General features: G+C 70.8%; 19 protein-coding genes and 1 tRNA gene. 6 read left to right on the forward strand and 14 right to left on the reverse strand.

Annotation, left to right across the window (positions count from 1 at the left end; all coding sequences use genetic code 11):
• Positions 1 to 11: 11 nt before the first annotated feature.
• Together BUE48_RS00280 and BUE48_RS00285 are read right to left on the reverse strand one after the other, a co-directional pair.
• Positions 12 to 770: an acyltransferase gene (locus tag BUE48_RS00280; RefSeq protein WP_286988247.1), complete on the reverse strand. Its 759-nt coding sequence runs from the start codon at positions 768 to 770 to the stop codon at positions 12 to 14.
• A 524-nt stretch (positions 771 to 1,294) separates the two neighbouring features.
• Entirely contained in the window at positions 1,295 to 1,708 is a 414-nt protein-coding gene (locus BUE48_RS00285) for a hypothetical protein (RefSeq protein ID WP_286988248.1), read from the reverse strand.
• A gap of 254 nt (positions 1,709 to 1,962) precedes the next feature.
• On the opposite strand from BUE48_RS00285, the gene BUE48_RS00290 reads away from it, so the two are divergent.
• Both BUE48_RS00290 and BUE48_RS00295 read left to right on the forward strand, forming a co-directional pair.
• Positions 1,963 to 2,493: a peptidylprolyl isomerase gene (locus BUE48_RS00290; protein WP_012850449.1), complete on the forward strand. Its 531-nt coding sequence runs from the start codon at positions 1,963 to 1,965 to the stop codon at positions 2,491 to 2,493.
• Between the two features lie 48 nt (positions 2,494 to 2,541).
• On the forward strand, positions 2,542 to 3,450 hold the full coding sequence (locus BUE48_RS00295) for a rhomboid family intramembrane serine protease (protein WP_012850450.1): 909 nt from the start codon (positions 2,542 to 2,544) through the stop codon (positions 3,448 to 3,450).
• A 147-nt stretch (positions 3,451 to 3,597) separates the two neighbouring features.
• Here BUE48_RS00295 and BUE48_RS00300 read toward each other — a convergent pair whose 3' ends face one another.
• Positions 3,598 to 3,855 (reverse strand): cell division protein CrgA, encoded by a 258-nt coding sequence (locus BUE48_RS00300; protein ID WP_012850451.1) that lies wholly within the window; start codon positions 3,853 to 3,855, stop codon positions 3,598 to 3,600.
• Between the two features lie 342 nt (positions 3,856 to 4,197).
• On the opposite strand from BUE48_RS00300, the gene BUE48_RS00305 reads away from it, so the two are divergent.
• From BUE48_RS00305 to BUE48_RS00315, 3 genes are read left to right on the forward strand one after another with little or no spacing between them, the layout of a single operon-like run.
• Positions 4,198 to 4,821 carry a class E sortase gene (locus BUE48_RS00305; protein ID WP_281055226.1) on the forward strand — a complete coding sequence of 208 codons (624 nt, stop codon included), beginning with the start codon at positions 4,198 to 4,200 and terminating at the stop codon, positions 4,819 to 4,821.
• A 24-nt stretch (positions 4,822 to 4,845) separates the two neighbouring features.
• Positions 4,846 to 5,055, forward strand: coding sequence for a hypothetical protein (locus BUE48_RS00310; RefSeq protein WP_012850453.1), 210 nt, complete (start codon positions 4,846 to 4,848; stop codon positions 5,053 to 5,055).
• On the forward strand, positions 5,045 to 5,638 hold the full coding sequence (locus BUE48_RS00315; protein ID WP_012850454.1) for an anthranilate synthase component II: 594 nt from the start codon (positions 5,045 to 5,047) through the stop codon (positions 5,636 to 5,638). Before BUE48_RS00310 ends, BUE48_RS00315 begins: the two co-directional genes overlap by 11 nt.
• A gap of 233 nt (positions 5,639 to 5,871) precedes the next feature.
• Here BUE48_RS00315 and pknB read toward each other — a convergent pair whose 3' ends face one another.
• The 7 genes from pknB to BUE48_RS00350 are packed head-to-tail and all read right to left on the reverse strand — an operon-like array spanning position 5,872 to position 15,314.
• Positions 5,872 to 7,719 carry a Stk1 family PASTA domain-containing Ser/Thr kinase gene (pknB, locus tag BUE48_RS00320; RefSeq protein WP_052305355.1) on the reverse strand — a complete coding sequence of 616 codons (1,848 nt, stop codon included), beginning with the start codon at positions 7,717 to 7,719 and terminating at the stop codon, positions 5,872 to 5,874.
• Positions 7,720 to 7,750: 31 nt separating this feature from the next.
• Positions 7,751 to 9,367, reverse strand: coding sequence for a serine/threonine-protein kinase (locus BUE48_RS00325; protein WP_012850456.1), 1,617 nt, complete (start codon positions 9,365 to 9,367; stop codon positions 7,751 to 7,753).
• The gene (locus BUE48_RS00330; RefSeq protein ID WP_286988257.1) at positions 9,364 to 10,839 is read right to left on the reverse strand and encodes a penicillin-binding transpeptidase domain-containing protein; all 1,476 of its coding nucleotides are present in this window, start codon (positions 10,837 to 10,839) and stop codon (positions 9,364 to 9,366) included. Before BUE48_RS00330 ends, BUE48_RS00325 begins: the two co-directional genes overlap by 4 nt.
• 37 nt (positions 10,840 to 10,876) lie before the next feature.
• A complete protein-coding gene (locus BUE48_RS00335) occupies positions 10,877 to 12,430 on the reverse strand; it encodes an FtsW/RodA/SpoVE family cell cycle protein (RefSeq protein ID WP_012850458.1) in 1,554 nt (517 codons plus the stop codon).
• Positions 12,431 to 14,053: a PP2C family protein-serine/threonine phosphatase gene (locus BUE48_RS00340; RefSeq protein ID WP_012850459.1), complete on the reverse strand. Its 1,623-nt coding sequence runs from the start codon at positions 14,051 to 14,053 to the stop codon at positions 12,431 to 12,433.
• Positions 14,050 to 14,550: an FHA domain-containing protein FhaB/FipA gene (locus BUE48_RS00345; RefSeq protein ID WP_012850460.1), complete on the reverse strand. Its 501-nt coding sequence runs from the start codon at positions 14,548 to 14,550 to the stop codon at positions 14,050 to 14,052. The genes BUE48_RS00340 and BUE48_RS00345 overlap by 4 nt, the downstream gene beginning before the upstream one ends.
• 11 nt (positions 14,551 to 14,561) lie before the next feature.
• Positions 14,562 to 15,314 (reverse strand): FHA domain-containing protein, encoded by a 753-nt coding sequence (locus tag BUE48_RS00350; RefSeq protein WP_012850461.1) that lies wholly within the window; start codon positions 15,312 to 15,314, stop codon positions 14,562 to 14,564.
• Between the two features lie 110 nt (positions 15,315 to 15,424).
• On the opposite strand from BUE48_RS00350, the gene BUE48_RS00355 reads away from it, so the two are divergent.
• Positions 15,425 to 15,507: transfer RNA gene (locus BUE48_RS00355), tRNA-Leu, on the forward strand.
• A gap of 1,182 nt (positions 15,508 to 16,689) precedes the next feature.
• On the opposite strand, the gene BUE48_RS00360 is transcribed toward BUE48_RS00355, so the two are convergent.
• From BUE48_RS00360 to BUE48_RS00375, 4 genes are all read right to left on the reverse strand, one after another.
• Positions 16,690 to 17,916: a COG1361 family protein gene (locus BUE48_RS00360; protein WP_286988261.1), complete on the reverse strand. Its 1,227-nt coding sequence runs from the start codon at positions 17,914 to 17,916 to the stop codon at positions 16,690 to 16,692.
• A complete protein-coding gene (locus BUE48_RS00365) occupies positions 17,913 to 18,938 on the reverse strand; it encodes a WxL protein peptidoglycan domain-containing protein (RefSeq protein ID WP_012850463.1) in 1,026 nt (341 codons plus the stop codon). The genes BUE48_RS00360 and BUE48_RS00365 overlap by 4 nt, the downstream gene beginning before the upstream one ends.
• Before the next feature lie 70 nt (positions 18,939 to 19,008).
• A complete protein-coding gene (locus BUE48_RS00370) occupies positions 19,009 to 20,007 on the reverse strand; it encodes a WxL domain-containing protein (RefSeq protein ID WP_012850464.1) in 999 nt (332 codons plus the stop codon).
• 171 nt (positions 20,008 to 20,178) lie between these two features.
• Positions 20,179 to 20,991 (reverse strand): neocarzinostatin apoprotein domain-containing protein, encoded by an 813-nt coding sequence (locus BUE48_RS00375; RefSeq protein WP_012850465.1) that lies wholly within the window; start codon positions 20,989 to 20,991, stop codon positions 20,179 to 20,181.
• Positions 20,992 to 21,077: the final 86 nt, after the last annotated feature.

A 21,077-nucleotide genomic window follows, 5' to 3' on the forward strand; every position in this document is an offset into this window, starting at 1 on the left:
CGCGGCCGGGCTCAGCCGGCGGCCTCCTCGCGGAGCTTGTCCTGGAGGATCTGCATGTCCTCCTCGGCGGCGCCGGTGGCGAGCTGGGACAGCTCCTGCAGCGAGACCACGGAGGAGCGCTGGCGCAGCGGCGGGACCCAGCCCTTCTCCGGGTCGTGGCGGCGGAGGATCTTGGCGGGGACGCCGCCGATGACGCAGTGGTCGGGGAACTCGCCGCGGACCACCGCGCCGCCGGCCACCGCCACGTTCCGGCCCAGCTTGGTGCCGGGCAGGATGATCGCGCCGGTGCCGATCCAGCAGCCGTCCCCGATGACCACCGGTTTGTTCTCGGGCCACTGGCGTCCGATCGGGGTGTCCAGGTCGCTGTAGCTGTGGTTCTGGTCGGTGATGTAGACGTTCGGCCCGGTGAAGACGTCGTTGCCGATCTCGATGGACTGGTGGCCGACGATGTAGGTGCCGCGGCCCAGCGAGCAGCTGTTGCCGATCTTGACGATGATGTCCGGGCCCAGGTCCAGACCGGGGACGAACCCGGCGGAGATGGTCACATGGGTGCCGATCAGGGTGTGGTCCCCGATGGAGATCCACCGCTCGCCGTAGATGGCGCCGGTGGGGAATCCGATGCAGGCGCCTTCGCCGAAGTAGGCGAAGCGGTACCGGCCCGGGGTGGACGGGGTGATCTCACCCTGCCGTTGAATCCATTCCCAGCCGCGGTGCACGGCCGCGTGGAGGCAACGGCGGACCCCCGAGACCAGAACGTGTTTCAGCGACATGCGGCACACGCTACCCGCTGGTAAACCCTCGCAGGAAAGTACCCCCATTGACAAATCCGGAGCTTCCGGATGCCAAAACTCTCAGTGGCCGCCCGCCACGGGGGTTCTCACCGCGGCAGGGGCACGCCGGTGTGCCGCTTCCGCCGGTTGAGGAGGGCAGTGACGCGATGCCGAAGGCCCGCCGGCGGGCGTGAGGGTCTTCCCCGTGCGGGCTTCACCGGTCAGAGGGGCGGCCCGGCCGGTGAACCTTGTCGGCGCGTCGGGGACGGGGACTTCAGCGGTGTCCCGTGCCGTGCCGTTGTCCGGGCTGCTCGCCTTAATCCGCGGAGATGGCGTGGCGGAAGGGCGCGCCGCCGGGCGGTCGTGCCGTTCAACACCTGGCCCCGGGGCATCGGGGACGGGAGCCCAGGCGGTGTCCGAGGCCATGACGTTGCAGGTCACAGCACCTCTTTGACCCCGAGGCCCCCGTCCTCACCAGTGGGAAGGTCGTGTTGAGAGGTTCAGCGGAGCCGTGGCGGCATGGGCTAAGGCGTCGTCGTCGGCTCCGGCATCCGCTCGCCCAGGGTGTGCGCTGCGGAGCGCCGGGATGCGAGGGCCCCGGCGGCCCCCGCCGCCGCGATCATGCCCAGCATCACCAAAGCGGCGTTACGGGCGCGGTTCGCCGGTTTCGGGGGTTCGAGCCGGTGGGCGGTGTCTGCCAGCATGGCGCTCAGCCGGGGCGCCAGGTCCCGCTCCACATAGCCGGCCGCGCGTTCCAGGCGGGGGGCGCTCCAGCCGCGCGCCTCCAGCAGCCGCTCGGCGGCGAACTCGCGGGAGTGCCGCATCGCCGGGCCGAGCCGGACGGCCGCGGTCACCGCGCCCTGCCGGGCCGCCTCCTGCATCCGGCGCAGCGGGGATGCGTCGACTTCGACCTGCGGTCTGCGGCGGACTGATATCAAAGGGGACACGCTACCCTCCCTGTCTGCGAGGTACCGCCCAGCACCCTTCCCGCAGGGCGCCGGGTAAACCACGCCTGTGGGATGATGCGATCACGCACCGTAAGGCAGATACCGGCCCGAGCCCTGGGTAGGAACGGGCGGGTCATGAAACCGGGGTCCGGCCGGACGGGGCGGGACGCCCGGTGGGACCCGACCCGCAGGGCCCGTCTCTCCCACCGCGGCGGGCGCCCAGAACGTTAAGGAGGCGGCCTTTCATGGCTGAAGAGCTCATCGCGACCCTGAACACCACCTTCGGGCCGATCTCGCTGCGGCTCTTCCCCGAGCACGCGCCCAAGACGGTGGCGAACTTCGTGGGGCTGGCGGAGGGCACGCGGCAGTGGACCGACCCGCGGACCGGCCGTCCCTCCAACGCGCCGCTCTACAACGGGACGATCTTCCACCGGGTGATCGACGGGTTCATGATCCAGGGCGGCGACCCGCTGGGCACCGGCACCGGCGGCCCCGGTTACCGGTTCGAGGACGAGGTGGACTCGGGGCTGAAGTTCGACCGCCCCTACCTGCTGGCGATGGCCAACGCCGGGCCCAACACCAACGGCTCGCAGTTCTTCATCACCTTGACGGTGGAGCAGACCGCGCACCTGACCGGCGCGCACACCATCTTCGGGGAGGTCATCTCCGGGCACGACGTGGTGGACCGGATCGGCAAGGCCCCCACTGGCCCGCGCAACCGTCCGCTGCAGGACATTACGATCGAATCGGTGACGATCGAGCGTCGCCAGTCGTAAGTCAAGGGTGTGAACGGCACGTCCGCACCCGTGCGAGGAGCATGAGCGGTGGACGCACAAGCCCCTGGGGCGCCCGCGGAGGCGCCGACCTGCTACCGCCACCCGGGCCGGGAGACCTACGTCCGCTGCACGCGGTGCGACCGGTACATCTGCCCGGACTGCATGCGCGACGCCGCGGTGGGCCACCAGTGCGTGGAGTGCGTCCAGGAGGGCAGCCGGACCGTGCGCCGGCCGCGCACGGTCTTCGGCGGTCAGATCCCGGCGACCCCCGTGGTCACCTACACCCTGATCGCGCTGAACGTGCTGGTGTACCTGGCGCAGCTGTCCTCGTCGCGGATCGTGTACGACTTCGCGATGGTGGGGGTGCGGTTCGACCCCTACGGCGAGATGCACGGGGTGGCCGACGGTGAGTGGTACCGGCTGATCACCGCGGCCTTCCTGCACTCCCAGCCCGGCGGCGGCTCCTTCGGCGTCACCCACATCCTGTTCAACATGTGGGCGCTGTGGGTGATCGGCCCGCAGCTGGAGCAGGTGCTGGGGCGCTGGCGGTTCACCTCGCTGTACCTGCTGTCGGCGCTCGGCGGCTCGGTGCTGCTGTACCTGGTCGACCCGACCGGCGCCGCGGTGGGCGCCTCCGGGGCGATCTTCGGCCTGTTCGGCGCGTTCTTCGTGATCGCCAAGCGGCTGAACGCCCCGGCCGGGGGCATCGTGTTCCTGCTGGTGCTCAACCTGGTGATCACCTTCACCGTGCCGGGGATCTCCTGGGAGGGGCACATCGGCGGGCTGCTGACCGGCGGGCTGCTGACCGCCGTGTACGCCTACCTTCCGCGCGTCCAGGGGAGCGATCACCAGCGTCGCACCGTGATTCACGCGGTGGCCGTCGCCGCCCTGCTGGCCCTGTTCATCGCGCTGGTCGCGGTCAAGACGTCCGAGCTCACCGGGCTGCTTTCCTTCTGAGCGGCCCGGCGCCCCGGGCACGGTGAAGTCTCCACGGCACGGGTGTGGAAGTCGTGTCCACACCCTGTGGATAACTTTCGTGGATTGGGACGGGCCGAAGATGGGTAAAGATTCAACCCCTTGAATTCGCCGAAACCGGCCGGGGCGTCAACGCCAGCGAGTGGACAAGATGACGCCCAGGATGATGGAGCCGAACCCGATCCCCAGGTTCCAGTTCCCCAGGTCGCTCATCAGCGGCACGTCCGTGGCGGTGCTGGCCGTCACGTAGAAGGTGGCGATCCACACCAGCCCCGCCAGCCACAAAAAGAGCATGGTCGGCACCAGCCAGCGCGGGCTGACGGCGGCCTTCTGCGACCGCTGCGGCGGGGTGTAGACGGCCTTCTTGCGCACTTTCGACTTGGGCACGGTGGCTCGTTCTCCTCACGGCGGACGGCACGCGGCGCGATGGTCCGCGCATGGCTGTTTCGTCGGATAGCGTAGCCGCTGGTGAGCAGCGTACGGCCTGACGGCCGATGGGGCGAGACCCCGGCGGGCGAACGCGCGCAGGCCGCCCTCATCGCAGCCGGCCCATGTGCCCGGTCACGGCCGGAACGCCCCGCGGCGCGGTTGCGGCACAGTGGATCTTTTTCGACACTCGTTTCGGGCCGGCCCCTCCAGCGGGCCGGTGCGCCGCGCAGGCGAAAAGAATCGGTACGGACCTAGCCGGGACGAGTCGAGGACGGAACACTGCGAGTCATCATCCGCGGCCTGGGCGAGCTGTGCATCACCGCCGGGCTGATCCTGCTGCTGTTCGTGACCTACCAGCTGTGGGGCACCGACCGGTACACCCGCCAGCAGCAGGACCGGCTCAACAAGGAGCTGCTGCGGTCCTGGAACGCCCCCGACGAGAAGATCACCACCGAGAAGGTCAAGCTCGGCGGCGGGCTGGCACTGCTGCGCATCCCCCGGCTGGGGAGCAAGTACCGGTATGTGATCGTCGAGGGCGTCGAACCCGAGGACCTGCGCAAGGGCCCCGGCCACTACCCGGGCAGCGCGATGCCCGGCCAGATCGGCAACTTCGTGGTCTCCGGCCACCGCACCACCTACTCGGCCCCCTTCAACCGCATCGACCAGCTGCGCCGCGGCGACCGCATCCTCATCGACACCCGCCGCAAGCAGTACGTCTACAAGGTCACCGGCCACCGCATCGTCAAGCCCACCGCCGTCGAGGTGACCGCGCCCGTGCCGTTCCACCCCGGCCGCAAGCCCACCAAATCGCTGATCACTCTCACCACGTGCCATCCCAAGTACTCCGACGCCAAGCGCCTCATCGTCTTCGGGGAACTGGCCGAGCAGCGTTCCCGCCGGGTCGCGGCCCCGGCCGGGCGGTAACCTCCCATCGGGATAGGAGGTCCCGTGTACGGATGGATCTGGCGGCACCTGCCGGGGCGGGGACCGGTCCGCGCACTGATCGCCGCGGGGCTGGTGGCGGTGGCCGTGCTGCTGCTGTGGTACGTCGTCTTCCCCTGGGCCGAGTCGAAGGTCCGCTTCGATGAGAACACCGTCGAAGGCGGCTCCGTCGGCACTCCCGGCCCGGCCCCGGCCCGGACGGCCGATGAGCGCTGACGGCCCCCGCGTGCTGGTCGTGGACAATCACGACAGCTTCGTGTTCAACATCGTCCAGTACCTGCTGGAACTGGGCGCCGACTGCGTGGTCAAGGACCGCTCGGATGTGACGGTGGACGACGCCGCCGGCGTGCACGGCGTGCTGCTGAGCCCCGGCCCCGGCCATCCCGCCGACACCGGCGTCTGCCTGGAACTGGTGAAGGACGCCGAGCGGCGGCGCCTGCCGCTGCTGGGGGTCTGCCTGGGGCACCAGATCATCGGCCATGTCTACGGGGCCGCGGTCCATCGGGCGCCCGAACTCGTCCACGGCTACACCAGCCCCATCGAGCACGACGGCGAAGGGGTCCTGGCGGGCCTGCCGAGCCCGTTCCAGGCCACCCGCTACCACTCGCTGGCGGTGGACCCGGCCTCCGTCCCCCGCGCCCTGAAGGTCACCGCACGCACCCCCGACGGGGTGGTCATGGGACTGCGCCACCGCGACCGCCCCATCGAGGGCGTGCAGTTCCACCCGGAGTCCGTGCTGTCCGAATGCGGCCACCGCCTGCTGGCCAACTGGCTCGCCACCTGCGCTTTCGTGCCCTGAGGGGCGCGTCCGCCAGGCATTGCGAGGATTTTTCAAAAAAATCGGCCGATGTCTGTAACGACCGGCCCGTGAGAGGCGAATCACTCGATGAGGGCCTCCGCCATTGCCCCCGAGTGGCGGAGGCCCTCCTTCGTTTCCCGGCTCCACCCCCGTAACGGGCGGCGCCCCGGCCTCAGCGAAGAGACCGGGGCGCCGAAAGCCGTCAGGGCCGACCGGCCCTCCGGCGGTGCGGATCAGCCGCCACCGCCACCGCCGCCGCCCGGCGGGCCATGATCGTCGCCGGGATCGCCGCCATCGGGGTTCTGCACCACCAGGATGATCACCGTGGTGCCCGGCAGGACCTCACGCCCCGGCTCCAGGCTCTGCTGGACGACCGTGCCCACCTGCTGGTCGGGCGACCGCTGCGGCACCACCTGCACCTGCACCCGCAGCCCGGCCGCGCGCAGCGTGTTGACCGCGTCGGCCTCGGTCTGGCCCACCACGTTCGGCACCCGGACGTTCTCCGGGCCGGACGAGACGATCATGGTGATCGTGGAGCCCTTGGGGGCCTGCGTTCCGGCGGCCGGCGAGGTCTGGATGACCATGCCCTCCTGGACCTCGGAAGAGGGCGAAGAACGCTGGGTGACCTTGAAACCGCTCGCCTCCAGCACCTGCCGGGCGGCGTCGGCCGGCTGGCCGGTGACGTCCGGGACCGCGACCTGCTCGGGCGGCTCGGGGCCCTTGGAGACCACCAGCGAGACCTCGCTGCCGCGCTCGACGCTCTCCCCGGGGGCCGGATCGGTGCTGATCACACGGCCCCGGCGGACCGTGTCGCTGTACTCCTCCTCCACCGAGCCGACTTTCAGCCCGGCCTCCTCCAGCTCCTCCTCGGCGTCCTGCCGCCGCTCGTTGCGGACATCCGGCACCTCGACCATCTGCACGGACGCCGAAGGGCTGGCGGTCGCCCCGCCCTTGCCGCCGCCGCTGGACAAGGCGTAGCCGATGAGCGCGGCACCACCGATGAACAGCGCCACGACCAGCGCCCAGATGGCTATCTTCTTGCCGTTGCGGCCGGACGGCTCGGGGTCCTCATAATTCACCGGGGGCAGCTCGTAACCGGTGTTCACCGGGTGCTGCATCCGGGTGTGCGGAGGCACCCCGCCGGGGCCCGCCGGGCCGCCGGGGACCGGGCTCATCACCCGGGTGCCCTGCGGGGCGGCCCCGCCCATCACCATGGTGGACGCCGCGGGCGCCGACACCGGCATGCCCTGCAGGGCCCGCTGGATGTCGGCGCGGAACTCCGCCGCGCTCTGGTAGCGGAGGTTGGGGTCCTTGGCCATCGCCTTCATGACGATGTTGTCGCACCACTGCGGGATGGCCGGGTCCAGCTGGGACGGCGGGACCGGCTCCTCCCGGACGTGCTGGTAGGCGATCGCCACGGGGGAGTCCCCGGTGAACGGGGGACGGCCGGTCAGCAGCTCATACAGCACGCAGCCGGTGGAGTACAGGTCGCTGCGGGCGTCCACCCGCTCGCCGCGGGCCTGCTCCGGCGACAGGTACTGGGCGGTACCGATGACCTGCGCGGTCTGCGTCATGGTGGCGGCCGAGTCGGCCATCGCCCGGGCGATGCCGAAGTCCATCACCTTGACCTCGTGATTGCGGGTGAGCATCACGTTGGCCGGTTTGATGTCCCGGTGGATGATCCCGCCGCGATGGCTGTAGTCCAAAGCCCGCAGGATGCCGTCGGTGATCTCCAGCGCCCGTTCGGGGACCAGCCGCCCGCCCTCGCGGAGCAGGTCGCGCAGGGTGTTCCCCTCGACGTACTCCATCACGATGTAGGGGATGGAGGTATCGCCCACCTGGTCTTCGCCGGTGTCGTAGACCGCGATCACCGAAGGGTGGTTCAGCGAGGCCGCCGACTGCGCCTCCCGGCTGAAACGGGCCTGGAAGACCGGGTCGCGAGCCAGGTCGGAACGGAGGGTCTTGACCGCGACGACCCGGTCCAGCCGCAGGTCCTTGGCACGGTAGACCTCGGCCATGCCGCCACGCCCGACCACTGTCTCGAGCTGGTAGCGGCCACCGAGTAGCCGAGGCTGAGTCATGTCGAATGCACTTTCCCTCGTACGTCTACGCCTACTCCGAACCTAGCCCGTCACCCGTCGTCGGCTCCTCCGGCTCCGGCTCCGGTTCCGGTGGCGGCTCCACCGGTGGTGATGGATCGGGTGAGTTGCCACTCTCCGAAGGGGTCGGCGACGGGCCTTGGGGGGTTGGACTGCCTGTTGTCGGAGAAGGCCTGGGCCTCCCCGTAGAGGACGCGCTGGGCGTCGGAGTCGTTGACGCGGTGAAGTTGTTGCCTGGAGGTCTGGGACCGGGCCAGGCGGGCAGGCTCGGCGTGCCCGTTGGCGATGGTACCCGGCTGGGAACCAGTGAGGACGGCTCGGGGACCACCGATGGAACACGATCCCTGGTCTCCTCGATGCCGGCCGACGGGCCCCGTGACAGCGATCCGGCGGCCACCGCGCCGAGCGCCAGCACCCCGGCGGTCACCGAGGCGATCGCCACCACGGTGCGCCGTTGCACCCTCACCTTCGTGCCCGCGAACGCGACCCGGGATCCCGCGGCGGCGGAGAAGCCCGCCGGGTGCACTCCCGTGAGGGTATCCGCCGTCTCCCCGTCCTCCAACTCCGACCACGTGGCCAGGCCGCCGCTCGGCCGCAGCGCGTCCACGGCGGATCCCCGGACGGTGGCCGGTTCCATGCCGGCCGCTTCGTCCAGCAGGCGGGTGCGCGCCACTTCGGACGTTCCGTCACGGACGTCGCCGTAGCCGTCGTCGAACGCGTCATCGAACGGGTCGCCGAAGCGATGGGCGGGCAAGGACGCGCCGGAGCCCGCGAGCAGGTCGCGAAACGAGCTTTCCACCGGCTCGCCGGCCTGCAGCGCATCGTGGATCCGGAACGCCTCGTCCGCCACGGCCTGGGCGCTGGGCGGCCGGTCCTCCGGATTCTTGGCCAGCAGGACGCGCACCAGCGTCCGCACCGCCTCCGGGATCTCCTCCGGCAGCTCCGGAGGCGCCTCCCGCACATGCTTGAGGGCGATGGCGACCGGCTGCTCGGCGTCGAAGGGCGGCCGCCCGGTCAGGCATTCGTACGCCACCACCCCCAGGGAGTACAGGTCGGTGGCGAAGGTGATGGGCTGGCCCGAGGCCTGCTCGGGAGAGACGTAGTGAGCGGTGCCCATCACCATGCCGGTCTGGGTGAGGGTGGCGACGTTGAGGCCGCGGGCGATGCCGAAGTCGGTGATCTTCACGACCCCGCTCGGGGTCATCATCAGGTTGCCGGGCTTGACGTCGCGGTGGATGATCCCGGCGCTGTGGGCCACCTGCAGCGCCCGGGCCGCCTGGGCCACCACGTCCAGGGTGGTCTCCACCCCCAGCGCGCCCTGGCGGGCCAGGATCCGCGACAGCGACTCCCCCGACACCAGCTCCATCACCAGGTAGGCCAGGTCGTCGTGCTCGCCGTAGTCGTAGACCTGGGCGATGCCGCTGTGCTGGAGGGCCGCCGCATAGCGGGCCTCGGCGCGGAACCGGGCCCGCGCCTGCTCGTTGCCCACATGTTCCTGGCGCAGCAGCTTGACCGCGACGGGACGGCTGAGCAGCTCGTCGCTGGCCTCCCAGACCTCGCCCATGCCTCCGGTGGCCAGCCGCCGCAGCAGCCGGTACCGGGAGTCCAGGACGAGGTCGGCCGTGGTCACTTGCGGAGAACCTCCCGCATGACGCTGACCGCGATCGGCCCGGCGGCCTGCCCGCCGGAGCCGAGGCCCTGGGTGAACACCGCGAAGGCGTACCGCGGTTCCTGCGCCGGGGCGAAGCCGACGAACCAGCGGTTGTTGTACTCGACGCCGTCGATGTCGGCCGTGCCGGTCTTGCCGGCCACATCGCCCAGGCCCTGGGCGGTGCCGGTGCGGGTCACCTCGCGCATCATGTCGGCCAGCTGGTCGGCGGTGTCCTTGGAGATCGGCCGGGCGTACACCTCCGGCTCGGCCTCCTCGATGACGCTCTGGTCGGCGGCCCGCACCCGCTGCACCAGGTACGGCTTCATGATCTTGCCGCCGTTGGCCGCGGCCGCCGCGATCATCGCCATGTGCAGCGGGGTGGCGCGGTTGTCGCCCTGCCCGATGGAGGCCAGCGCGGTCTTGTCGTCACCGGCGTCGGGGAAGGAGCTCTCCACGGTCGGCATGTCCGGCTCGACCGGGATCTTCTTGCTGAACCCGAACTCCTCGGCCAGCTTCAGCACCCCGTCGGTGCGCAGCCGCTCCACGCCGAGGATCGCGTAGGTGGTGTTGCAGGACTCGGCGAAGGTGAGGATCAGCGGGGCCTGGCCGGAGCCGCCGCAGGCGCCGCCCTCGTGGCTGTTGGGCATCTGGGTCCTGGTGCCGGGCAGCGTGTAGGCCGACGGCGCGGGCACGGTGCTGCTTTTGTTCAGGCCCTGCTCCAGCGCGCCGGCGGCGATCAGCGTCTTGAAGGACGACCCCGGGGAGAAGGTGTCCTCCATCGCGTTGTTGATCAGCGGCTTGAGCCGCCGGTTGCGCTCGTTGACCTGGCCGTCCTTGTTGGGCTTGCCGTCCAGCTCGTTCAGCCGCTCGGCGCCCTTGAGCCCGGTCTGCGGGGCGACCTCGTTGGGGTCGTAGGAGGGGTAGCTGGCCATGACCACGATCGCCCCGGTCTTGACGTCCATCACCACGATCGCGCCGCGCAGGTTCGGGTTGGCCCGGCTGAGCTGCCGGTAGGCCTCGCGCTGGGCGTCGGGGATGATCGTGGTCTCCACGTCGGCGCCGATCGCCGGCCGGCCGATGAACTGGTCGAACCAGCGCTGGTTGGTGATGCGCTTGTCCCGGCCGTCCAGCAGCGAGTGGTAGGCGCGCTCGATCCCCTTGGCGCCCCCGTTGAAGTAGCCGGTGATCGGCGCGAAGACCTCGCCGTCCTTGTAGGTGCGGGCGTAGTTCTCGCTGTCCTCCCGCTTGGAGGAGGAGACCAGCACCTCGCCCCCGGCCAGGATCTTGCCGCGCGGGCGCTTGAAGACGTCCAGGTACTGCCGGTTGTTGAGCGGGTGGGTCTGCAGCTTCTCGGCCTGGCTGCCCTGGATGTAGTTGACCTGCACCATCAGGGCGCCGATCAGCAGCAGGGCGAAGACCGTGACCTGCCGCAGCGGCTTGTCCATGTTCATGCTCGCGAACCCCCGATCGCCGGCAGCGCTCCGTCGGTCATCGGATGCTCACCACCTGGGTGAGGCCCTCGTCCTGGATGGCCTGCGGGGCGGGCTGGCGCGCCTGGTGGCTCATCCGCACCAGGATGCCGATCAGGATCCAGTTGGCCATCAGGGACGAGCCGCCCTGCGCCAGGAAGGGCGTCGTCAGACCGGTGAGCGGAATGAGGCGAGTGACGCCTCCGACGATGACGAACACCTGCAGCGCCAGGACGAACGAGACGCCCCCGGCGAAGAGCTTGAGGAAGGGATCACGGGCCGCGATGGCGGTCTTCATGCCCCGTTGCACGATCAACGCGTACAACAGCAAGATCACCATGAGCCCGGTCAGGCCGAGCTCCTCGCCCATGGAGTCGAAGATGAAGTCGCTGAAGGCCAGCGGGGTGCGCCACGGCTCGCCCTGGCCCAGGCCCTTGCCCAGCACACCGCCCTCGCCCAGCGCGAACAGGCCCTTCATCAGCTGGGCGCTGTCGGCGTACTCGCCGCCCATCCGGATGCAGGCGGTCAGCCCGGAGCCGATGGTGTTGCCGGCCTGGATGTAGGGCTCGGTGCCCGGCGCCACCGAGACGACCTTGTCGCCCACCAGGCAGCCGCCGTCGAAGTAGGGGTCGGGGTTCTGCCAGATGCTCAGCCGCTGGTTGACGTGGCCCAGGAACGGAAGCTGGGTGGCCACCAGCACGCCCAGCGCCAGCATGCCCACGCCGATCAGCACCCACGACAGCCGCTGCGTGGCGATGTAGAGCATCGACACGAACAGCCCGAAGTACAGCAGCGCGGTGCCCAGGTCCTTCTGGATGAACAGCACGCCCAGCCCGAACAGCCAGATCACCATGATCGGGCCCAGGTCCCGGGCGCGCGGCAGCGACAGCGGGCCGATCTTCTTGCCCACCAGCGACAGCGCCTGCCGCTTGTTGACCAGGTACCCGGCGAAGAAGACCACCAGCAGCAGCTTGGCGAACTCGCCCGGCTGCACCGAGAACGGGCCGATGAAGATCCACACCCGGGCGCCGTTGATCTCCGCGCCCAGCCCGGGCACGATCGGCAGCAGCAGCAGGACGATCGCGCAGGCCCCCAGCGTGTACATGTAGCGCTGCAGGATCTTGGAGTCCTTCAAAAACAGCACTGTCAGCGCGAACAGCAGGATGGCCACGAAGGTCCACTGCAGCTGGGTGCCGGCGGAGGCCAGACCCGAGGTGACCACCTTCTTGCCGTCCCGGATGGCGTCCTGGACGTCCTTGCTGGTGGACAGGTCCAGCCGGTAGATCATCGCCAGGCCGAGCCCGTTCAGCGCCACCGCCAGCGGCAGCAGCAGCGGGTCGGCGTACGGGGCGAAGCGGGCCTGGATGTAGTAGGCCGCCCCGGCCAGCACCGCCAGACCGCCGCCATAGCCGACCAGGCCGGCGGGGATCCGGCCGTCCCGGGCCAGGCCGACCTCGGCGAACGCCGCCAAGGTCATGACCATCGCGAAGATCAGCAGCGCCAGGCAGGCGGCCTTGCGCGGCTGATGCTGCACGGGTACCTGGTCGGGGAGCTGCTCGGGGGCTGAGCTCATCTACGGCCGCCTCACTCCGTCACTGGCGTTGTTGCCGCCGGGGCAGTCGTCGATGCCGCTGCCGGCGGCGTCGTCACTACAAGCCCTGCCGCGCCCGTCCAGCTCCTCCAGCTTGGCCAGGGCGGCCTGCCGGTCGCCGAACTCCAGCGTCCCGTCCTGCACCGCCTTGCGGTCGGAGGCCGGCAGTTCGGCCAGCCTGACCTGAGACTCCTTGATCCGGGTCGGCTTGCAGCCGTCCTGGCGGCTGCCCCGCATCACCGCGATCCGGTCCCCGACGGACTCCAGCGAGTACTTGCACACCTGGCTGGCCAGCTTCTTCCAGCCGTCGGCGCCGCTGAGATCGACGTATCCGGGGCTCTTGAGGTTCGACTGCAGCGCCTCCGGCAGGTCCTCCACCCGGATCGGCGGGTTGGGCTGCTGGTGCGCCGGGGCCTTGCTGTTCAGCTTCAGCCCCAGCAGGCTGTTGGGCGACCCCTTGTAGACCACCACCATGCCGTTTTCGGCCTGGGCGTAGAAGCCGTCGTTGCGCATCGAGTACACGGCGAAGGCCGCGCCCCCGCCCACCAGGACCACGAACACGCTGACCATCACGATCAGCCAGGTCCAGCGGCGGCGCGGCGCCCGCGGCGGGGCCATCGGCATCGGCTCCGGCGGGCGTCCCATCGGCTGCGGCTCGCGTCTGGGCGCCGGAGCGGCCTGCGGCGGCGGCATCTCCTCCACCGCCACCGGCGGTTGCGGCCTGGTGTCGCGCAGCTGGGCGGCGCGGCCCGCCGGGGTGTCCGAAGACGGCGGCGCCGGCGGCGGTGGCGAGCCGCCGGCCAGCTCGGCCAGCTCGCTGTGCTGGACGTTGGCCGCGGCGCCGACCGCCTGCGGGCTCTGGTTCGGCGGCGGCGCGCCCGGCGGCAGTTCGATCACATCGGCGACCACGCAGGTGATGTTGTCCGGGCCGCCGCCCCGGTTGGCCAGGTCGATGAGCTGGTGCACCGCCTGCTCGGGGTCCTGGTACTCCGACAGCACCTGGAAGATGGTCTCCGCGGTGACCACTCCCGACAGCCCGTCCGAACACAGCAGATAGCGGTCGCCGACCTTGGCCTCGCGCAGCGACAGATCCGGATCGACCTCGCCGCGGCCGTCCAGCGCCCGCAGCAGCAGCGAGCGCTGCGGGTGGGAGGCGGCCTCGTCCGGGCTGATGCGGCCCTCGTCCACCAGCGACTGCACCAGCGTGTGGTCGTGGGTGATCTGGAAGAGGCTGCCGTCGCGCAGCAGATAGGCGCGCGAGTCGCCGATGTGCACCAAGGCGACCTGGGTGCCCGACCACAGCATCGCCGTCAGCGTGGTGCCCATGCCCTGCAGCGCGGGGTCGGACTCTACGATGCGGTGCAGCTTGTCGTTGGCGGCCTTGACGGTGTGCTCCAGCGCGCCCAGCAGCTCACTGGCCGGCAGGTCGGTGTCGAGCTTGCGCAGCTCGCCGATGGCGGCGGCGCTGGCGATCTCACCGCCGACATGCCCCCCCATGCCGTCGGCGACCGCGAGCAGGTGTGCGCCCGCGTACGCCGAGTCCTCATTGCCCTCGCGCAGCATGCCGACGTCGGAGCGTGCGGCGTATCGGATTCCTATGGTCATGGGCGCAACTCGATGACGGTCTGTCCGATACGGATCGGAACTCCGGGGGGGACGGGCGTGGGCTGATTCACCCTGTTACGACCGAGGTAGGTCCCGTTGGTCGAGCCGAGATCTTCCACGATCCACTGACCGTTCTGCGCGTAAAGCCGGGCGTGCCGGCTCGAAGCGTAGTCGTCGGCGACCACGATCGTGGCGTCATTGGCGCGACCGATGGTGATGGGCACACCGGGCGACAGCTCCATGGTCAGGCCGGCCCGGTCGCCCTGGGTCACCACAAGCCGGCGCGGCCCGGCCGGCTGGGGGGGCCGCCGGGATCCCTCCGGGCGCTGCCGCGGACGGGCCGTGCGCCGGGGAGCCCGGGCACGACCCGCCGCCCGGGCCGCGGCCTTGGAGGAGCCGAACATGTCGGCCCGGATCACGCCGACGGCCGCGATGACGAACAGCCACAGCACCGCGAGGAACGCCAGCTTGATCAACGTGAGGGTGAATTCGGACATCGGAGTGGGGGCTACTCCCTATCGCGGCGGAACACGAGAGTGGTCCGGCCCATCGTGACCCGTGCCCCGTCGACGAGAGTCACCCGCCGGATGGGATTGCCGTTCACGAAAGAGCCGTTCGTCGACCCTAGATCCACCAGGACGACTTCGGGACCCTCTACGCGAATCTCGGCGTGATGACGTGAGACCCCCGGGTCGACCAGGCGAAGATCGCAGTCGGTGCCGCGGCCGAGCAACGTCACCGGCGTGGTGATCTCATAGGTCTGCTGGGTGCTGGGCCCGACGTCCTGCGCGGTGGTGACCAGCAGCCGCGGCCGGCCGGGGAACCCGCCAGTGCGCCCCTGCGGGATGTCGCTGGCCGGCTTGCGGATCTCGCCGCCCTCGACGATGGCCCCCCGAACCACCCCCGAGCGGATCCGGAACAGCCCGGTGGCCAGATCGCCGGCGCTTTCGAACCGCACCTGCACCGGTCCTACGAAGGAGTAGCCCTGCTCCTTGGCGTACTCCCGGGCCAGGTTGGCCAGCTCCTGGCTCAGGCTGTCGGCGTAGACCGCCAGCCGCTGGCTGTCGGCCTGCGAAATCTCGACGACGAAGTCGTTGGGCACCAGTGTGCGCCCGGCCGCCACGATGGCGGCGCGCTCGTCCATCTCCCGCTGTACGGCGCTGGCCACCTCGACCGGCTGCAGCTCCGACTTGAACGCACGAGCGAAGGCACCCTCCACCATGCCCTCAAGACGTCGCTCGAAGCGCTGTAGGACACCCACGGGCACCTCCTTTCTCCACTGGTAGACGATCGTATCCGTGCTCCGGTTCGCAGGAAGTATCCGTGTGGCGAACCAGTGCCCGGACCGTGCTAATCTTTTCGAGCAACCCCGGGCGGGTGGCGGAACGGCAGACGCGCACGGTTCAGGTCCGTGTGTCCGCGAGGACGTGAGGGTTCAAATCCCTCCTCGCCCACTTCGAGCGTAGGGCCAGTGTGGTCGGCGGTGGTACCGCCTTCCCCGCTGGCTCTTCGTCGTGTTGGCCCGGGGGGACGACCCCCCGGACCCCCCGCGTGTGGGGGCTTCGCCCCCACGCCCCCGGTCCGTCGGGGTTCTGTTCTCCCCCCTTGATGTGGAAGGTGCCGCGGGCGGGGGTTTTGTGCCGGATGAAGAGCTGTTTGATGCGGGCTCCTTTCTGATCTTTGTTGGTGATCTTCGGGGGGCTGCTGTCGCCGGGTTTGGGTCTCCCTTGTCGTTGTGAAGAGCCGGGGCTTGGAGCGTTGGGGATCTCTGTTGCCTGGTGGGCTGTGGAGATCCCTGTTGTCTTGTGCGGCTGGTGGGGTGATTCGCTTTGGCGGGGGCGGTTGTTTGCGGGCTGCTCGTTAGTGCTGGTTGGGATGGGGCTTGACGGTGGGTCTCGTTGTGCCTCCTTTTGAAGATGGGGGTGGCGGTCTCAGGTTATGCGTCGCGCCTGGTCGTGGTGGGTGGCTCGAAGGTTTGGAAGCTCTTCCCACTGTCTCGCGAGAAGAAAGCCATGACCAGGGGTCTGGGGGATGTGGATAACCCTTCATGGAGAGGGCTGACCTCTGGGGGAGCGGGTGGCCGGTAGGGGCGTGCGGGGGCGGGAGCGGTGGTGCGGGGCGGCCGGGGCGTGGGTCGGGGCTGATCACGTTGCCTGTGGCCGGCTGGGGGAAGGCGCGTTCTGCTTGCCGCGTCAGGGGGGCGGGGAGCGAAGCGGCTTCCGGCGGTTTGGGGTGGGATGTTCGGGCCGTCTCGGTGATGCGCTCGCCGGATTTCCCGCCGGGGTGGGGATGCGTCGTTCGGCGGGAAAACGGTGCGCTGCCCTGAGCTTGTGGTGTTGGGTGGGTCGGTGAAGATTCGGCGAAGGTGGACGCCTTACGTCGGCAGGTATTTTCTGAAGCTGGTTTTTGTGTGTTGGGTTGGTGCCGCCGGTTGGTGATTCACGGTTCGGGGGCGATGACCGAATGGAACGCCGGCCCGGGCTGTGCTGGTGCAGCGTGTGGGCCGGCGTGCGGATGTTTTTGGGTTCGAGGGTTATGTGGTCTCCCTGAGAGCCTGTCGGTTTACGGGCTGAGGGCTCGGTGAGGTGGCGGGGCCTGCTCAGGGTCGAGTGACCGTTCACGGGTGGGGTGCGCGGTCACGGGGAGGTCTTTTCCGGCTGCTGTACGGGTTGGTCCTTTTGAACTTTCGGGAGTCGCTGCGTCTGCTCGGAAGCGGCCGCCGGTGCGGACGCATCGCCGGGCAGGTCGGGGGCCGAGGTGGTGAACAGCAGGGCCGGGAGGGGGACGTCGAGGATGCGGCTCAAGGCCAGCAGGTCGTCGGCGTCCAGGGAGCAGGAGGGGTTGGCCGGGTCCAGGTCGGCCGGGGTGCGGGGGCGGCCGGTCAGGGAGCCGAGGGAGGAGGCCACCTGCTCGGGGGACAGGTTGCGGGTCTGGCTCCACCAGGCGACGTTGGCGGCCACGGCCTGGTTCATCGTGCGGGGCGGCAGGCCGGTGGCGGTGAGGGCGGCCGGTGGACGGCGGAGCGCGTGCTTGCCGCGGCGGGCGGTCAGGCCGGTCAGCGGGAGGACGAGGGCAGCCAGGACGGGCAGCGCCCACGGGTAGGAGGAGGTGTGCGCGGTGAAGGAGATGGGCTCGTCCAGGCCGGTGATCTCGCCGCGGACGGTGTAGCGGCCGAAGGCCGGGGCGCCCACCGAGAAGGGAATGGCGTAGGTGCGCTCCTGGCCGGGGGCCAGCGTGCCCAGGGCCGGGGCGGTGATGGGCTCGGTGGGCTCGGGGCCGCGTCCCACGGTCAGCGACAGCGGCGGGTCGGTGAGGGTGGCGGTGCCCTCGTTGCGGAGGGTGACGCGCAGGGTGCGGTGGGCGGTGCCGCCGAACCACGCCTCGCCCGGGCCGCCGCCGGTGACGGTGACCTTGGTGGCGGTGAGCTTGCGGGAGGAGCCGGCGGCGGTGGCGGTGCGGCGTTCCGCCTCCGACAGGGTCGGCACCCCGCTCACCTTGATGGGGACGGTGCGGGCGGTGCCGCCGGAGACCGGGCGGACGGAGACCACGCACGGGCAGCCGATCGGGGGCTTGCCGACGCTGAGCATGACCGTGGCGGTCCTGCCCTCCTGGACGTAGGTGCTGGCCGAGGAGGCCACGGCGCAGTCCACCGTGCCGCGCAGGCCCTCGTTGCCGCACAGCTCGACCAGCACGTTGCCGGCCGGCCAGCCGACGAGGCGGACGGTCAGCGTCTGGCCCACCTTGACCGTGGTGCGGTCCAGGCGGATGGCCGGCTCGGCGTGGGCCGGGGCGGCCGGCAGGGCCAGCAGCGCCACGGCGGCCAGCGCTCCGGCGCGCCGGGCCCTGCGCAGGAGGGACTTCACCGGGCGTACCCGGAGCGGCGGCGCCGGGCGTACAGGACGGCGGCGAGGAGCAGCAGGACGGCGGTGAGCGGGAGCCATGGGATGTTCCAGATCGAGGACTTGCGGATGATGGGTCGGGCGGCCAGCGGGGCGCCGCTTTGGGCGTCGGTGGGCGACAGCCGGATCGAGGAGGTCAGCCGTCCGGCGGGGAGGATGCCGTCGAGCTCCTCGCTGAAGGTGTAGCTGTTGCCGGGCAGCAGCTCGGGAACTTTGCGCGCGGCCTGCTCGCCCAGCGGCAGCCCGAAGGGACCCTGGGCGCGGATCCTGGCCAGGGCGGTCACCCGGATGTTGCCGGTGTTGCGGACCGTGTAGGTGACCTTCATCCGGCCGCTGCCCACGGGCGGGGCGGAGTACTCGGCGCGCAGGTCGGAGATCTGCAGCGAAGGCGTGATGGGGCCTTTGACGCGCAGGTAGATGCGGGCCGCCACGCGCCGGTCGACGTTGACGAGCCGGCCTTTGGCGTCGGTCTCCTGCTGGGTGATCGAGGCGATGACGCCTCCGCCGTGGTCGCCGGGGGTGGCCTGGTGGGGCACGGTGAGCGTGAACGGCACCCGGACGGTCCTGCCGGCCTTGACGCGCTGGACGCCCCGGTCGAACTTGACCCACGTGCCCACGTCGGTCGGCTGCCGGTCGGCGGTCAGCAGGGCGAAGGAGCCGTCGGCGGTGTTGAAGGCGTCGGTGGCGTAGACCCGGAACGTCAGCGTCCGGTCGCTGAGATTGGAGATGGCCACCTCGTCCTTGATCGTCTGTCCGGGCGAGGCGTTGTAGACGAAGTAGTCGCGTCCGCTGGGGCCTTTGGGACCGACGGGACGCACCGCCCAGGTCATCCCACCGGCCCGGGGGTCGGGGGCCGTGCCCGGGCGGCCCGCCGTCGGGACGGCGGCGGAGACCTCGGCGGGGGCGGCGGCCGATGCGGCCGGGGAGGCGGCGGCGAGGAACGCCGTCAAGGCGAGGCCGGCTGTCAGGGCGGCCGTTTTGGTCATGTGCGGGCTCCGCCGAAGATGCCGGGTGGCGCCGTCCCGGGCGTCCGGGACGGCGCCACGGCCGGGGGTTTCAGGACAGGGTCAGGGTGAGGGTGCCGGTGTAGGTGCCGGTGGCCACACCGGCCGGGATGAGCAGGTCGAGCGCCGCGCCGGCCTCGAAGACGCCGCCGCTGCTGCCGCCCTCCGAGGAGGCCAGGGTACGGGCCACGTCCAGGCCCCGGACGGCCGGCCCCGGGGTGACCGTGGCGTTGGAGCCGTCGTTCACCACCGAGGCGGTGGGGGTCCAGCCCATGTTGGCGGCGGGAATGATGTCCCCCTCGGCGGAGGCCAGGTCGCTCATCTGGCCGACCAGGCTCCAGCCGGCGTCGGTGCCGCGGGCGTCGGTGACGGTGGCCTTGTTGAGCCGGCCGGTGGCGTTGCCGCCGGGGGCGGCGTCGCTGAGGGTCACCTCGGTGCCGGCCACCGACAGGGTCAGCGCGCCGGTCCGGGTGACGTTGGCGATGATCACCTGGTCCTTGCTGTCGCCGGCCGGGGGCTGCCCGCCGCCGTTGTCGTCGCCGCCACCGGGGTTGTCGCCGCCGACGAACGTCACCGGGATGGCGGTGTCCTGGCTGCGGTCGGGCAGGCCGTGCGCGGCGAAGGTGAGGATGTAGCACTGGGTGACCAGGCAGTCGACCTGGTTGCCGTCACCGTCGGTGTAGCGGGCCTTGATGCCCGTGAGGGTGATGTCGAAGGTGCCGTCGGCGTTCATCTTGGCCTGGCTGGGGCTGCCGGAGGCGTTCTTGTGCACCCACTTGGTGGCCTGGAAGGCGTTGGCGTTCAGGTACCACTGGTCGCCGTTCTTGGGGCCGAAGGACACGTAGATGCCGAAGCCGTTGTTGGCGTTGGGGTCGAAGCCCGAGCCGACGACGCGGATGTCCTGGCCGTCGGGGTTCAGCTCGCTGGTCGGGGTGACGGTGATCGAGGGGCCGGCCGCGGCGGCGGGGGTGGCCGCCAGGCTGAGCCCGAGCAACCCGGCGCCGGCCACGACGGCGGTGGCGCGGGTGAGCCGCCGGAGGTTGAACTTCATGTGGTTCTCCTTAACGGGGGGTACCGGCATGCGGTCATGCCGGAGTCGGGGGTATGCGGGGCCGCTGCCGGGCGGACGGCCGGTCGTGGCGTCGGCGGGCCGGGAGAGCGGGAGCGGCGGGGCCGTGCCGCCCGCGGTGGGCTCACCGGTCCGCCGGGGTCGGCCGGAGGGTCAGGTCCGGCGGAGCCTGCGCCGGATGATGAGCCGCCGGGCGGTGAGCCCGGCTGCCACCAGCACGGCGGTCGTCAGCCAGAACGGCCAGGGGGATTGGGCGGGCGGTCCGGAGGCGGTCTGCCGGAACGGCTGGACGGCCAGCGGCGTGGCCGCTCCGGCGGCCCCCGCCGCCGGCGCCGCCATGCCCGGGGACGGCAGGGGGGAGGCGCTGGAACCGGTCAGGGCGCCGGTGGAAGGGGAGGCGCTCGACCCGCCGCCCGGCCCGGTGGAGCCGCCGGAACCCGAGCCGCCGGAGCCGGGGTTGTCCGGGTCGGAGCCTCCCGGGTTCGGGGAGTCCGAGCCCTTGAAGGACACCGGGATGAGGGTGTCCTGGCTGCGGTCGGGCACCCCGTGGGCGGCGAAGGTCATCACGTAGCAGCGGGTGCGGGTGCAGTCCACGGCACGGCCGCTGCTGTCGGTGTAGCGGGCCTTCACCGTCAGGCTGACTGAGAACGTTCCAGACGGGCTCATGCGGGCCTGGCCGCTGCCCGCACCGCCCGGGTGCACCCACAGCGCGGCCCCGTAGTTGCCGGAGTTGGTGTAGTAGTCGGCCCGGCGGGGGCCGAACACCACGTACACGCCGAACTTGTTGTTGCGGTTGGGATCGAACCCCGAACCTGAGACCGATATGGTCTGTCCGTTGGGGTCGAGCCCCGTTGATGGGGAAACGCGCAGGGAGGCTGCGGCGGCGGGCTCGGCCAGGGCGAGCAGGCCCGTGCCCGTGACGGCCACCATCGTGGCCGCGGCGAGGGCACGCTGGAGCCGGCCCATGACGATCCTCCTTAGGTAAGCCTCACCTAAATCAGATTAGGCATGCCTAAGCTAAGGTATTGGTCCATCCAACGTAAAGAGGACAC

This window comes from Thermomonospora sp. CIF 1 (assembly GCF_001896795.1).
Taxonomy (GTDB): domain Bacteria; phylum Actinomycetota; class Actinomycetes; order Streptosporangiales; family Streptosporangiaceae; genus Thermomonospora; species Thermomonospora curvata.